This window comes from Kitasatospora sp. NPDC056184, assembly GCF_042268405.1.
In the GTDB taxonomy this organism is placed as follows: Bacteria; Actinomycetota; Actinomycetes; order Streptomycetales; family Streptomycetaceae; genus Kitasatospora.
The window spans coordinates 504,137-516,985 of sequence record NZ_JBHJUI010000001.1; the positions used below are offsets into that span (position 1 = coordinate 504,137).

The following is a 12,849-nucleotide window of genomic DNA, read 5'->3' on the forward strand; positions in this document are numbered from 1 at the left end:
GCGCTCCCCGGACTCTCCGTCAAGGACGTCACCGGCCCGCCCCCATGTCGTGCCCCATCCCGGGCTTGGCGCCGCCCCCGCCGCCGGGCGTCAGCCCTGGCGTCACCGGCCCGGCCCCGCGCCCCACGGCGAAGGCCACGACGAACACCACCACCAGCAGCAGGGCGAACCCCGCCAGCACACTCAACGGCCGGCCACCCGGCGTCATCCCACTCACCCCCCACCAGTCGTCCCATCGACCCGCGGAGTTCCCGAACACCCCGAATGACCCGAATCACATACCCCCACCCCGTTGCTCCGCCCGTTGCCCCGCCCCCGTTGCGCCCCGTCCCCGTTGCGCTCCGTCCCCGTCGTGCCCCGTCCTGTTCTGCCCCGTCCCGTTGTGCCCCGTCCGGACGCGCGACGGGCCGGGGCGCGCCCGGTCTCCCGCGCGCACCCCGGCCCGTCACGGCCTTCCGCCTACCGGGTCACGGCGCCGCCCGACGGCCCGTCCGCTGGTCGAGGTGGACCAGGACGCCCGAGTGGAACCGCTCGACGGCGGCGTCCACGCTCCGGATGAACCCGCTCTCGGCGTTCCCCCGCGTGCTCCCCGTGCTCTTGGACAGCGAGAGCCGGAAGCCGGTGATCTTCGAGGAGTCCTTCGGCAGCAGGTCGCCCGGCTCGGGCCGGAGCTTCTCCAGGGTGCCCCGGGGACCGGCCGCGGCGCCGTCGGTGAGCGTCTCGACGTGCAGATCGGCCGGGGCCTCGCCGAGCTGCCGGACCAGCCGCTTGACCCAGCTCAGCGGGTAGCCCTGCTCGGGGGCCGGGATCTCGGTGGAGGTCCGCAGTTTGCCGACCCGCAGGTCGGCCGCGATGGCGATGGTGCCGGCGGCGTCCTCGACCCGGATCTCCGCGTTCAGCCGGCCGTCCGCGCAGAGCCGGTCGGCCAGCGCGGCCCGCCGCGTCCCGGCGTCCTCGCCGCGCCGGGCCCGCTGGACCGGCAGCACCTTGACGCCGAGTTCGCCGCCGAGCTGGAAGCAGACCTGGCGGATCAGCCGCTCCCAGCTCTCCACCACCTGGGTGGCGCGCTCGTCCCCGGCGGTGAGCGTCTCCTCGTCGATGGCCTTGCGGACCGGGACCCAGGCCGGGCCCATGTTCTGGAAGCCGTGGCAGCCCGAGTTCTCGTGCTGCAGGTAGTGCAGCAGTTCCTGGAGCAGCCAGGCGTGCGCGGGGTTGCCGACGCCCTCGTGGCGGATCAGCATCTTCGCCTGGTAGGCGACCTCGGCCCAGGAGAGGTGGCCGAGCAGCACCTTGTGCTTGCGCCGGCCGTCGACCTTGACCTGGACGAGCGGACTCCCCTCCAGGGCCACGTCGTTGGACAGGGTGATGACGGCCTCGTAGCCGCGCCGGGCGGCGATGTCCATGTAGTCCTGGACCTGCTCGGCCTTCAGCGGGTTGCCGTTGGTCTTGCTCTCGACGAGCGCCGTCCAGAGCCGTCCGGCGCGCTCGACGCGGATGACGCCGTCGGGCCGCTTCGGCGAGTCCCCGTGCGGGAGCGAGACCTCGGTGAAGGTCTCGGTGCGGCCGGCGGGGGCGCCGAAGGCCGCGGTGAGGCGGCGGCCGAACTCCGGCACCTGGGCCATCACGGAGAGCAGGACGGAGGTGGCCCGGACCTCGCGCTCGCGGTCGCTCTTCAGCGTGGTGGCCGGGAAGAGCCGAGCGGTGTGCCAGCTGTCGTTCTCGGCGAGCGAGGGCTTGGCGGCCTTGGGGAGGGTGACCTTCTTCCTGGCCGTGCGCAGGCGCTTGGGCGCGGTCGGTGCCGCGGGTTCCTGGTCCGGGACGGCGGCGGCGTCCGGCGCCGCGGCGGGCGTGGCCGCGGCTTGCGGCGCGGGGGCCGGGACCGGGGCGGGCACCGGCGGCTTGGTCATCGCGCCGGCCGTTGCACCGGCTGCCGGGTCGGCCTTCGGCTCGGCCTGGCCGGGGGCCTCGCCGGCGGTGGCAGTCGCGGCGGACTCGTCGCCTTCGCCGTCGACGTGGTCGCCCTCGGCGTACTCGTTCTCGGCGTCGTCGTTCTCGTCGTCCTCGATCTCGATGCCGAAGTCCGTGGCCAGCCCGGCGAGTCCGGTGGCGTAGCCCTGGCCGATCGCGCGGAACTTCCACTCCTCGTTGCGGCGGTAGATCTCGCCGAAGACGAAGGCGCTCTCGGAGTCGGCGTCGGTGATGGAGAAACCGAGCAGCCGCTCGCCGCCGGGGCCGGCCAGTTCGAGCCGGAGGTCCTCCAACTGGCCGAAGGGTGCGCGCTGATGGCGGCTCGCGGCGACCACCAGGCGCTCGATGTCGGCCGGGACGGCGGTGAGGTCGAGCTGGATGCGGTCCTCGGTGCCGACCTCGGTCGGGCTCTGGCCGAGCAGGTGGACGCTGCCGTCCTCGGCGGTGGGGTTGTTGTAGAAGAAGAAGTCGGCGTTGTCGCGGACCTTGCCCTCACCGGTCAGGAGCAGGACCGAGACGTCCGCGTCCCCGTCGCCCCCGGGACTGCTCCATCCCAGGATCACCGTGACGGCGTCGGTGCTCTCGCCCAGCGCCGCGAGTCCGACGTTGGCGCCCTTGACCATTTCCTGCACGAATGTCCCCCAGAGGAGCGGGTCGCGCCATCGGCGTGGGCGCAACCGCGATGTGTGGTGACCGGTTGATATGACGGGATTGCGAGGAGATTGTATGCAGCCAATCGGTTCTGCCCGGGCGCGGGGTACGACGCTGCCCCGGCGTCGGGGAGGTGACGCCGGGGCAGCGGGAGCCGGGTGGGTGCGGGGCGTGGGGCGCTACGGCAGCGGGATGCGGACGACCTGCGGGTCGTGGTCGCTCAGCTGGGTGGCGAACTCGCTGTTGAGGTGGACGATGTCGTAGCTGTACGCCTTCGCGGCGAGGGAGGGGGAGATGAGGATGTGGTCCAGCACCTGGGAGTTGCCCTCGTAGACGTAGGTGTAGCGCTCGGCGAGGGGGAGGGTGCGGGGGAGGTCGACCAGGGAGCCGCCGGCGGTGAGCAGGTCGGCGGTCTGGGAGAACTCGAAGTCGTTGAGGTCGCCGAGGACGATGACGGCGGCGTTCGGGTCGACGGCGAGGATCTGGTCGGTGAAGTTCTTCACCACCGTGGCCTGGGCGTGCCGCTGGGTCTCGGAGGGGCGGGTCGGCTGCTGGTAGCGGCCGAAGAGGGGCTGGTCGCCGCCCTTGGAGTTGAAGTGGTTGGCGATCACGAAGACCGGGCGGCCGTTCCAGCGGAACTCGCCGGCGAGCGGCTTGCGGCTGGCGTTGAAGGCCGAGTTGGCCGGGTCGATCCGGCCGGGGGAGTAGGCCAGGGCGGGCGTGCCGGCGTTGTTGACGACCGAGTCGGCGGTGGTGGAGCCGGCGCCGGGGCGGTCGGTGAAGCTCAGGCCGCGGTCGGTGCGGTAGAGGAAGACCTGGCGGATGTTGCCGCCGGGCTGGCCGCCGTCCTGGTCGTTGACCGGGTCGATCTGGCGGTAGGAGTAGGCCGGGCCGCCGGCCGCGGTGATCGCGGCGACCAGCTTGGCCACGGTCTGGTCGGCCGCGACCACCCCGTTGTCGGTCGCGCCGGAGTTGTCCTGGATCTCCTCCAGGGCGACCAGGTCGGGCGAGCGGAGGTTGTTGACGACGGCCGCGGCGAGGCCGTCGAACTTGCTCTGCGGGTCGCTCGGGGCGAGGTTCTCGACGTTGAAGGTCGCGGCGGCGAGCTGGCCGGCCGTCGGGGCGGCGGTGGTCTCGGCGGTGAGGCCGCCGGAGGCGACGGTCGGGGTCGCGGTCACCAGCAGCTTGAAGTTGCCGAAGGAGTAGTCGAGGACGCCGACGGTGGCACCGGAGAGGGTGTCGCCCACGTTGGCGGTCGGCGTCGGGGCGAGCACGTCGTCCAGCAGGACCCGCTCGGGGTTGCCGTCGGCGGCCTGCAGCAGGATGCCGCCGCGGGTGGTGCGGGTGGTCGAGCCCTGCGGGACGACCGGGATCTCGCGGAAGGAGGTGGTCGGGCCGACCACGGCCGCGTTGTTCAGCTGGACCCGCATGCCCTCCAGCGACTCCCAGAAGTCCAGGCCGTCGGTGGCCGGCTGGAAGTTTCCGGCCGTCTCGACGTCGCCCGTGGTGACGCTGGAGATCACCGCGGCCGGCGGGACCCGGCCGCCCGCGCCGACCACGGTGGCCGCGGGCAGCGCGACGTTGTGGGCGAGGACGCTGGTGGTGGGCGCGGTGAGCTCGGTGATGGTGAGGTTGGTGGTGCCGCCGGTGCCGCCCGGCCGGAACTCGCTCACCGTTCCGCTGACGGTGACCGAGTCGCCGACGGCCACGCCCGGCGCGCCCGCGGTGTAGACGTAGACCGCCTCGCTGGTGGCCGGGTCGGCGTCGGGCTGCGGGTCCTGGAACCAGTAGCCGCTCGGGCCGACCGCCGTGACCACACCGGGGACGGCGCTGACCGCCTGGCCGGCCAGCGGGGAGGTGCGGGCCGCGCCCTGGATGGTGCGGATGCGGGTGCCGCCGGTCCCGCCGCCGGAGGAGGAGTTGCGCGGGGTGGGCGCGGTGACGGCGAAGTCGGCCGCGTTGTTGTCGGTGTCGGTGGCGCCGCCACCGGCCCGCAGTGCGGCGGTGGTGTTGGCGAGGTTGCCGGTCGGCGAGCCCTCGGCCGAGCTCGCGGTCGTGCCGTAGCCGACGAAGTCCTTCACCCCGGGCTGGGTGGCGCAGCCGGTGGAGCAGGTCAGCGCGGTGGAGTTGGTGACCAGCGCGACCTTGCCGGCGTTGGCGCCCAGGGCGATCGTGCCGGTGGCGTCCGGGGTCGGCAGGGCGGCGCCCGTGCCGGCGCCGGCCGCCTCCTGGACCAGGTAGTACTTGCCGGGGGCGATGGTGCCCGACAGCGTGGTCTTCGCCCACGACGAGCCGGCCGCCGAGGCGTACTGGACGGTCCAGCCGGTGACCGTGACCGGCGCGGTGCCGCGGTTGTACAGCTCGATGAAGTCATTGGCGTACGGGGCGCCGGAGTTGCCGCCGCCGCCGTACACCTGGCTGATGACGATGTCCGGCGACACCGCGTGCGCGGTGCCGGCCGGCAGGGCTATCAGCGCTCCCACGACGGCGGCGGCCGATGCCACCGCCAGCGCACGGAGCCGGACTCGATCGGTTCGCCGCATGGGGCGTCCTCCTGATGCGTGAACGGTTGATGGTGGGGCGCTGTGTGTTGTAGCAGCGCCACCGTTGCCATACCGCACGCTCTGGCGGACGGCCAGGCGTACAACGGGAGAACGTTTTGCTGACATGTACCGGATGAGGCGCCCGTGGCTCAGGGGGGCGGATGTGACCGGTGCTGCGGGGTCGGACGGGGAGGGGCCGGGTGGTGTCGGGCCGGGCGGTGCAGGGCTGGGCGGTGCAGGGCTGGGCGGTGCGGGGTCCGGGGGTGGTGGCCCGTCAGCCCTCGGTGAGGGTGAGCCGGATGCCGACGGTGCCGCGCTCGCCGCGCCGCAGCCGGCTGCCGAGCAGGGTGAGGACGCCGACCAGTCCGTACTTCTGCCGCAGCAGCGTCCGGTAGGCGGCGGTGCGCTCCGGGCCGAGGATCTCGGCGGTGGCAGGGAAGGACTCGCCGGTCGGGTTGCCGCGCACGTCGCAGGGGCCGACCAGGACGTCCGGGCGGTTGCGGATCCGCTTGACCTTCCAGGAGTCGGCGACGGTCCAGACGCCGAGCGCCTCGCCGTCGCGCACCACCCAGACCGGGGTCGGCACGGCGGTGCCGTCCTTCTTGAAGGTGGTGACCAGCAGATAGCTTCCGGAGGAGAGGCTGACGAGGCGTTCGAGCCGCTTCTGCCGGTGCGGGTCGGGGTGGGGGGTGGCGGCGCTCATGCCGGGCATTCTAGGGCGCCTACCGGGAGCGTCATGACGGCTGCCGGCAGCGGGCGGAGCGGGCCAGGCCCCGGACCCGGCGGGCGAGCCGACGTCGGCGCCGGCCGCCCACGGCGGTCGACCCGCCCACGGCGGTGGCGCCGCGCGGGGCGGGGGCGTACGGCGTGGGGGTATGCGGGGCGGGGGCGGGGGCGGTGTACGGGAGGTCGGCGACGTGCGGGGCGGGGGCGACGTACGGGGCGGCGGGAATGCGCGGGGCGTACGTCGGGCGCGGGGGGATGGCGGGGGCGCCGAGCAGCGCCGGCGGCGGGGCGGTCGCGATGGTCTCGGCGGTCGGCGCGTGCGGGCGCCGGCGGACCCGGATCCGGGCCGCCGCCCAGAGCGCGAGCGCCCCGCACAGGGCGGCCGCCGTCCACCCGGCCGGGCCCAGCGCGTGGTCGGCCTGCCGGACGGCCCGCGGCAGTACCCCGGCGGCCGGTGCCTCGGTCGCCGGGGTGGCCGGCGCCGACGGGTCGGAGGGGCCGGTCGGCTGCTCCTCGTCCACCAGGGTGCCGACCGGTTCCACCTTGTCGGCCGCCGCGAAGCCCCAGTCCAGCAGTGCCGCCGCCTCGTCGTAGACCTTGGACTGCTGCTCCGGGTGCATCACCGTCACCAGCAGCGTCCGGCCGCCGCGCTCGGCCGCGCCGGTGAAGGTGGCGCCCGCGTTGGTGGTGTAGCCGTTCTTCACCCCGATCAGGCCGGGGTACCTGCCGAGCAGGCGGTCGGTGTTGGCGATGTCGAAGGCGGTGCGCTGCCCGGTCGTCAGGTCGAGCCCGCCGGGGAAGCGCGCGGTGCGGGTCGCGCAGTAGCCGCGGAAGTCGGGGTTGCGCAGCCCGGCCCGGGCGAACAGCGTGAGGTCGTAGGCCGAGGAGACCTGGCCGTCCTGGTCGTAGCCGTCCGGGGAGACCACCCGGGTGTCCCGGGCCTGGAGGGCGCGCGCCCGCTCCTGCATCTGTGCGACGGTGCGGGCCAGCCCGCCGTTCATGTGGGACAGCACGTGCACGGCGTCGTTCCCGGAGGCGAGGAAGACCCCGCGCCAGAGGTCCTCGACCCGGTAGGACAGGTTCTCCTTGATGCCGACCAGGCTGCTGCCCGCACCCACCCCGGCCAGCTCGGCCGGGGTCACCCGGTGCTCCAGGGAACGGTCGAACTTGGGCATCACGGTGTCGGCGAACAGCATCTTGAGCGTGCTGGCGGGCGGCAGCGGCAGGTGCGCGTCGCGCGCCGCCAGCACCGCGCCGGTCGCGGCGTCGGCGACCAGCCAGGAGCGACCGGTCAGTCCGGCGGGCAGCTCCGGCGCTCCGGCGCGGGGCGTCACCTGGACGGCGGGCCGGCCCAGCCGCTCGCCGCCGATCACCAGGGCCGAGTCCTGCGCCGTGCCGGGTGCGACCGGGGCGGCGGTCGCGACCGGGACGGCGGTGGCGGCGGGGGCCGGGGTGGCGGGCGGGGAGGTGGTGGCGGTCGGGGTGGCAGGGGAGGCTGCCGTGGCGGTGCCCGGCAGCGGGCCCGCCAACGCGGCGGGCGAACCGGCCGCGAGGACCAGCGCGGCGGCGGCGCCGGCCGCCGCCGGTCGTCCGGCCCGGGGGCGCCTGCTGACGTGGGGTGACCTCTGCTGCACACGGCGAACGTACCCGGGCGCCCGCCGCCCCGCCCTGCCCGCTGCTCCGTCCGGGCCCCGCCCCTCGGCCGGGCCGGTGCGGGCCGGGCTGGTACGGTGCGGACCATGTTCGTTCCCTGTGCGTAGCCGACCCCGTCGCGATCGCCCCGGCCACCGCCGTCGGCGCGGTCCTCCGGTGTCCCCGCACATCTCCGGCGCCGCTGGGCGTTGCCCGCCCGCCGCCGGTCTTCACCGAGGAACGTTCCCATGCCCTCCTCCGCCTCCGTGCCTTCGCACGCCTCCGCCACGCGCCCCGGATACCGAGCCGTGCTCGGCGCCCCGCACGCCGGCCGCACCTTCTCCGCAGCCCTGCTCGGCCGCCTGTCCTACGGGGTGGTCCCGCTCGCGCTGCTGCTCGCCGTCCGCGACTCCACCGGCTCCTACTCCGCCGCGGGCACGGCGATGGCCCTGTTCGGCCTCGCCAGCGTCCTCCTCTCCCCGGCCCGGGCCGCGCTGATCGACCGTCACGGCCCCCGACGGGCGCTGCCGCCGATGGCCGCGCTGTACAGCGCGCTGCTGCTCGCCGTGGCCGCCGCCACCGCGCGGCCCGGCATGCCGCCGGTGGCCCTCGCGGCGCTGGTCGTCGCTGCGGGTGCCTGCACCCCGCCGCTCGGCCCGGTGATGCGCATGCTCTGGCGCCGGCTCCTTCCCGACCCCGACCTGCTCCGTCGCGCCTACAGCCTCGACGGTGTCGCCGAGGAACTGCTCTTCGTCAGCGGGCCGCTGCTGGTCGGCGTGCTGCTGCCGCTGGTCGGCCCCTCCGGTGCCGTCGTCGCGGGCGCTGCCCTGCTGCTCACCGGCGCGCTGTTGCTGGTCGCCTCGCCGCTCGCGGCGGTGGACGCCCAGGACGGCGGACGGGCTGACGGCCGGGCGGGGCGGGCGGACGGTGCGGACGGCGCGGCCCCGGGTGCGGCCGGTGGCAGGCGAGGGCGGCGCGCCGGGCGGCTCGGCGGCGGGCGGGCGCTGCGGCGCGCGGTGCTCGCGGCGGCCGTGACCGGGCTGGCGCTGGGTGCGCTCGACCTCATGGTGGTCGCCTTCGCCGAGCGGCAGGGCCGGCCGGAGGCGGTCGGCTGGGTGCTGGCCGCGCTCTCGGTCGGCAGCGCGGTCGGCGGTCTCGGCCTCGGTGCGCTGGACCGCCCGCTGCCGAACGCCGTCCGGCTGCCGCTGTTCACGGCCGGCCTCGGGGTGGCACTGACCGCCGCCGGATTCGCGCCGAACCTCCTCCTGCTCGGCGCGGCCGTCGCGCTCGCCGGGCTCTTCGTCTCACCCGCCCTCACCACCGCCTACCTGGTGGCGGACGAGGCGGTGGCCTCCGACGCCCGCACGCGCGCCGGTGCCTGGGTGAACACCGCCGTCAACGCCGGGTCCGCGGCCGGCGGCGCGACCGTGGGCCTGCTGGTCGGCCACCTGCCGCTGCCGCTCTGCTTCGCCCTGGCCGCCGCCCCGGCGCTCGCCGCCGTGCCGGTGCTCCGTACGCGCGACTTTGGTGGCGCCCGGTCGCGCCGAAAGTCGGATCCCGCCCCGGACTCGGCTGCCTAACGTCGTGACCATGAAGAACTTCCTCGGCTTTGTGAGCTTCGTCCTGATCGTCGGCGGGATCAGCGGCCTGCTCGCCGATCACCTCTGGGGTCTGCACGTCTTCGGTTTCGTCCGCTTCCTCGTTCCCGCCGACCACCAGACGGTGGGCTACTTCGCGATGATCGGACTGGGCGTTCTGCTCGCGCTCGGCGCCGCCCTGCTGGACCGCCTGGGCGACGGCGACTGAGGTCGGTCCGTCAGTCGCCATCCCCGGGACCGCCCTCGGGATCGCCCCCGGGCCCGCCGCCGGGAGCGGCGGACGGGTCGTGCCGGGCGGCCGTCGCGGCGATGCCGTCCAGCAGGACGGCCAGCCCGGTGCGGAAGGCCTCCCGGGTACGGTCGGGGGCGGGGTTCCCGGGGCCGGCCTCGGCGGCGTCGGACCGTTCGAGGGCGGTGAGCAGGGGGAAGCGTTCGGCGAAGTCGGGGGCCAGATCGGCGAGCTGGGCGGCCCGGGCGTGCCACCACTCCTCGTCCGGCACGCCGGTGGCGGCCGCGGCGGCCCGGGCCTCCGCCGCGGTCTGCGCGGAACCCCGCACGAACTGCCACAGCGCCGCGACCGCGCCCCGCAGCTGCCGGGGGTCGAGGCGCGCCCCCTGGAGGATCCGCAGCAGGGTCTCCATCGCGCCCAGCTCGGCGGGTCCGAGGATCGGGCGGGCCTGGGAGATCTGGAGGACCCAGGGGTGGCGGAGGTAGCAGGACAGGGCGTCCTCGGCCCAGGCGGTGACCGCCGGCCGCCAGTCCCGGACCGGGTCGGAGGCGGCGGGAAGCTCGGCGAGCACCCGGTCGTGCATGAGGTCGAGCAGCTCGGCCTTGCCCGGGACGTAGGTGTAGAGGGCCATGGCGGTGCGGCCGAGGCGTTCGCCGACCGCGCGCATGGAGAGCGCGGCCATCCCGTCGGCGTCGGCGACGGCGATTCCGGCGAGGACGATCGCGTCCACGCTCAACCCGGGCTTGGGCCCGCTGCGTCCGGAAGGCGGGGCCGCGGGCGCGCGCCAGAGCAGCGCCATGGAGCGGCGGGCGTCGCCCTGTCCGGCGAAGACGGTCACGAGAGAACTCCTTATCGCATAAGGTAACCTCGGTCCGAGGAACTCTTTATGGCATAAGGTATCAACGGGGGATCGAAACCGGAGGTTGAGCCATGAGCCTTCCCGTCACCTACGTCCAGGTCATCGAGGTCGCGCGGATCACGCCTCGGACGGCCCGGATCACCTTCCGGGCCGATGAGCTCGACACGAGCGTCGGCACCTCACCGGACCAGCAGGTCAAACTCTGCTTCCCCCGCCCCGGCCAGGCCGCGCCCGTCCTGCCCGCGCCGAGCGAGGACGCCATGGGCTGGTACCAGGCGTACCTGGCCATCCCGGAGCCGGAGCGGCCGTGGATGCGCAGCTTCACCATTCGGCAGCGCCGGCCCGGGACCGAGGAGGTGGAGATCGATTTCGTGCTGCACGGTGACACCGGACCTGCGAGCGCCTGGGCCGAACGGGCCCGGCCCGGGGACCGTCTGGGCATGGTCGGACCCTCCGCGCTGTACGCCTCCCCTCTATCGATCACGTCCGCCGCCGAGGCGGCGGACTGGGTCCTGCTGGCGGGCGACGAGTCGGCGCTGCCCGCGATCGGCACCCTGCTGGCCGCGCTGCCCGAGGGCACCCGGACGGTGGTGTTCGCAGAGGTCGCGGACCGCGCCGAGGAGCAGCCGCTGCCCGGCCCGGCCGGAGCGGCCGTGCGCTGGCTGCACCGTGACGGTGCCGCGCCCGGCCGACGGCTGGTCGAGGCCGTCGCCGCCGCCGACCTGCCGAGCGGCACGCCGTTCGCCTGGCTGGCCGGCGAGGCGTCCGCGGTGCGGACGCTCCGTCGTCACTTGGTCGAGGAGCGCGGCCTGCCGAAGGCGTCGATCGAGTTCAGCGGCTACTGGCGGCACCGCTTCACCCAGGACGACGCGCCCACGGCGGAGGACCTGGCGGACGCCCAGGAAAAGCTGGCCCAGGTGCGGGCCCAGACCGAGGCCCACTGACCCAGACCGGCTCACCCCGACCCGACGCGCTGACCTGACGCACCGGGCCGACGTGCTGGGCCGACGTGCTGGGCCGCAGCCCGGGTCGGGGGACGGGTCGGGGCCCACACCCCGTCCCCCGATCTGCACCCCGCGATCCTCACGGCCTCCCGTCGGTCGACCGGCTGCCGACCGGCGGGAGACGGCCCGTGCTCAGAACCGCCAGGCCGGATCATTGGCGATCGTGAGCAGCGCGGTCGTGGCCAACGAGCCCTCCGGACGCTCCGGGAACTGCTGGAGGGTGACCGTCCGGCCGTCGGCCCGCAGGACGCGGACGTACTGCGAGGTGCGCCCACCCTGCGGGAAGGTGAGCGTCACCGCCTCGGCCCGGCCGCCGTCGGGCAGGTCGACGACCTCGCACCGGTTGGTCGGCGACACCTCCTCGGGGCTGGGGCGGCCGGGAAGCGGGGTGATCTTCGGGAAGGCCACCGTGGCGCAGAGCGGGACCTTCGGGGCGTCCGCCGTCCGCTCGGCGCCGCCGATGAACCTCACCGGGCCGCCCGCGCCGCTCCAGGCGACCCGGAAGGTGCGCCCGGCGATGTCCCCGGCCTGGACCTCGGAGGCACCGGGCGGCAGCAGTCCGGCGAGCGTCGCCCCGAGCCGCTCGCTGGTCCAGCCGCTCGGCCGGTCGGCGCCCGGCCCGAAGGAATCGGGCCGCAGCGCCTGCGGGGCCTCGCCGGCCTCGCCGACCAGCGCCACCGGGCCGGTCAGGGGATCGGCGACGGTGGCCGTCGGCGCGGCGACGGGCGCGGAGGTGGGAGTTGCCGAGGCGAGGCAGACCACCACGGTGGCGAGGGTGGCGGTGACGCCCGCGCCGGCCCCGGTCCGGGCCAGCCGCCGCGCCCCGTTGCGGCGGCGGCCGGCGGCCATCGCCGCCTCGACCGTCCCGGCCCGCAGCGGCGGTTCGGCGCCGAGCCCGGCCGCGAGGAGGAGGCGGATGTCGTCCTGGTCGTCATGGGTGTCGTGGTGTCTCACGGGGTGTCCTTCACGGGGTTCGTCGGATGTCCTTCAGGGGGGTGCTCATCGAGTGCGCGTCGCGGGAGCGGGCGCGGTGGTGAGCTGCTCGAACGGATCGGTCTCGCCCAGCAGCTCGCGCAGCTTGGCGAGGGCCCTGGCGGTGTGGCTCTTGACGGTGCCGACGCTGCAGTTGAGCGCCCGCGCCGTCGTCGGGATGTCCATGTCGACCCAGAACCTCAGGACGACGACCGCGCGCTGACGCGTCGGCAGGGCGTTGAGCGCCGTCCTGACCTGCAGGCTGAGCGACGGGTCCGTCACCGGTCCGGCGGAGTCGGGCAGCTGCTCGGTCGGCCGCTCCCTGCGCCACCGTCGTCTGCAGTGGTCGATGCTGGCGCGGGTCACCACGGTCTGGGAGTACGCCTCCAGGTTGTCGATCCGGTGTCGGCGGTCCCAGTTCGCGTAGAGCTTGGTCAGCGCGATCTGGGTGATGTCCTCGGCGTGGTGCCAGTCGCCGCAGATCCAGTAGGCGGTACGCCGCATGTCCTCCAGCCGCTCCTCGGCGAAGGTGCGGAACTCGTCCAGGTCAGAGGTGCGCATGGGAGGCCTCCGTTCGTTTCTGTACACATCGACGGAACGGGCAGGCCGCGGAGATGACACGGCTCGACGATTTTTTCCGAGGGATTTTTCCTGACGACTCATGACA

The 12,849-nt window shown here is 74.9% G+C and carries 11 protein-coding genes; 3 read left to right on the forward strand and 8 right to left on the reverse strand.

The window, feature by feature from the left end; translation table 11 throughout:
* Positions 1–28: 28 nt before the first annotated feature.
* From ACFC0B_RS01665 to ACFC0B_RS01685, 5 genes are all read right to left on the reverse strand, one after another.
* Positions 29–187 (reverse strand): hypothetical protein, encoded by a 159-nt coding sequence (locus ACFC0B_RS01665; RefSeq protein ID WP_376080634.1) that lies wholly within the window; start codon positions 185–187, stop codon positions 29–31.
* A gap of 280 nt (positions 188–467) precedes the next feature.
* The gene (locus ACFC0B_RS01670; protein ID WP_376082352.1) at positions 468–2,591 is read right to left on the reverse strand and encodes a TerD family protein; all 2,124 of its coding nucleotides are present in this window, start codon (positions 2,589–2,591) and stop codon (positions 468–470) included.
* Between the two features lie 207 nt (positions 2,592–2,798).
* Positions 2,799–5,162, reverse strand: coding sequence for a lamin tail domain-containing protein (locus ACFC0B_RS01675; RefSeq protein WP_376080637.1), 2,364 nt, complete (start codon positions 5,160–5,162; stop codon positions 2,799–2,801).
* Positions 5,163–5,436: 274 nt separating this feature from the next.
* On the reverse strand, positions 5,437–5,865 hold the full coding sequence (locus ACFC0B_RS01680; RefSeq protein ID WP_376080639.1) for a PPOX class F420-dependent oxidoreductase: 429 nt from the start codon (positions 5,863–5,865) through the stop codon (positions 5,437–5,439).
* Positions 5,866–5,896: 31 nt separating this feature from the next.
* On the reverse strand, positions 5,897–7,522 hold the full coding sequence (locus tag ACFC0B_RS01685) for a D-alanyl-D-alanine carboxypeptidase family protein (RefSeq protein WP_376080642.1): 1,626 nt from the start codon (positions 7,520–7,522) through the stop codon (positions 5,897–5,899).
* Between the two features lie 246 nt (positions 7,523–7,768).
* Here ACFC0B_RS01685 and ACFC0B_RS01690 point away from each other — a divergent pair, with 246 nt between their 5' ends.
* Positions 7,769–9,100, forward strand: a complete 1,332-nt coding sequence (locus ACFC0B_RS01690) for an MFS transporter (protein WP_376080645.1) — start codon at positions 7,769–7,771, stop codon at positions 9,098–9,100.
* A gap of 10 nt (positions 9,101–9,110) precedes the next feature.
* Positions 9,111–9,326 (forward strand): hypothetical protein, encoded by a 216-nt coding sequence (locus ACFC0B_RS01695; RefSeq protein WP_376080648.1) that lies wholly within the window; start codon positions 9,111–9,113, stop codon positions 9,324–9,326.
* 10 nt (positions 9,327–9,336) lie between these two features.
* Here ACFC0B_RS01695 and ACFC0B_RS01700 read toward each other — a convergent pair whose 3' ends face one another.
* Positions 9,337–10,185 (reverse strand): TetR/AcrR family transcriptional regulator C-terminal domain-containing protein, encoded by an 849-nt coding sequence (locus tag ACFC0B_RS01700; RefSeq protein ID WP_376080651.1) that lies wholly within the window; start codon positions 10,183–10,185, stop codon positions 9,337–9,339.
* Positions 10,186–10,277: 92 nt separating this feature from the next.
* Here ACFC0B_RS01700 and ACFC0B_RS01705 point away from each other — a divergent pair, with 92 nt between their 5' ends.
* The gene (locus ACFC0B_RS01705; RefSeq protein ID WP_376080653.1) at positions 10,278–11,150 is read left to right on the forward strand and encodes a siderophore-interacting protein; all 873 of its coding nucleotides are present in this window, start codon (positions 10,278–10,280) and stop codon (positions 11,148–11,150) included.
* 192 nt (positions 11,151–11,342) lie between these two features.
* On the opposite strand, the gene ACFC0B_RS01710 is transcribed toward ACFC0B_RS01705, so the two are convergent.
* The gene (locus tag ACFC0B_RS01710) at positions 11,343–12,164 is read right to left on the reverse strand and encodes a hypothetical protein (RefSeq protein WP_376080655.1); all 822 of its coding nucleotides are present in this window, start codon (positions 12,162–12,164) and stop codon (positions 11,343–11,345) included.
* A gap of 45 nt (positions 12,165–12,209) precedes the next feature.
* Positions 12,210–12,743: a SigE family RNA polymerase sigma factor gene (locus tag ACFC0B_RS01715; RefSeq protein ID WP_376080658.1), complete on the reverse strand. Its 534-nt coding sequence runs from the start codon at positions 12,741–12,743 to the stop codon at positions 12,210–12,212.
* Between the last annotated feature and the right edge of the window lie 106 nt (positions 12,744–12,849).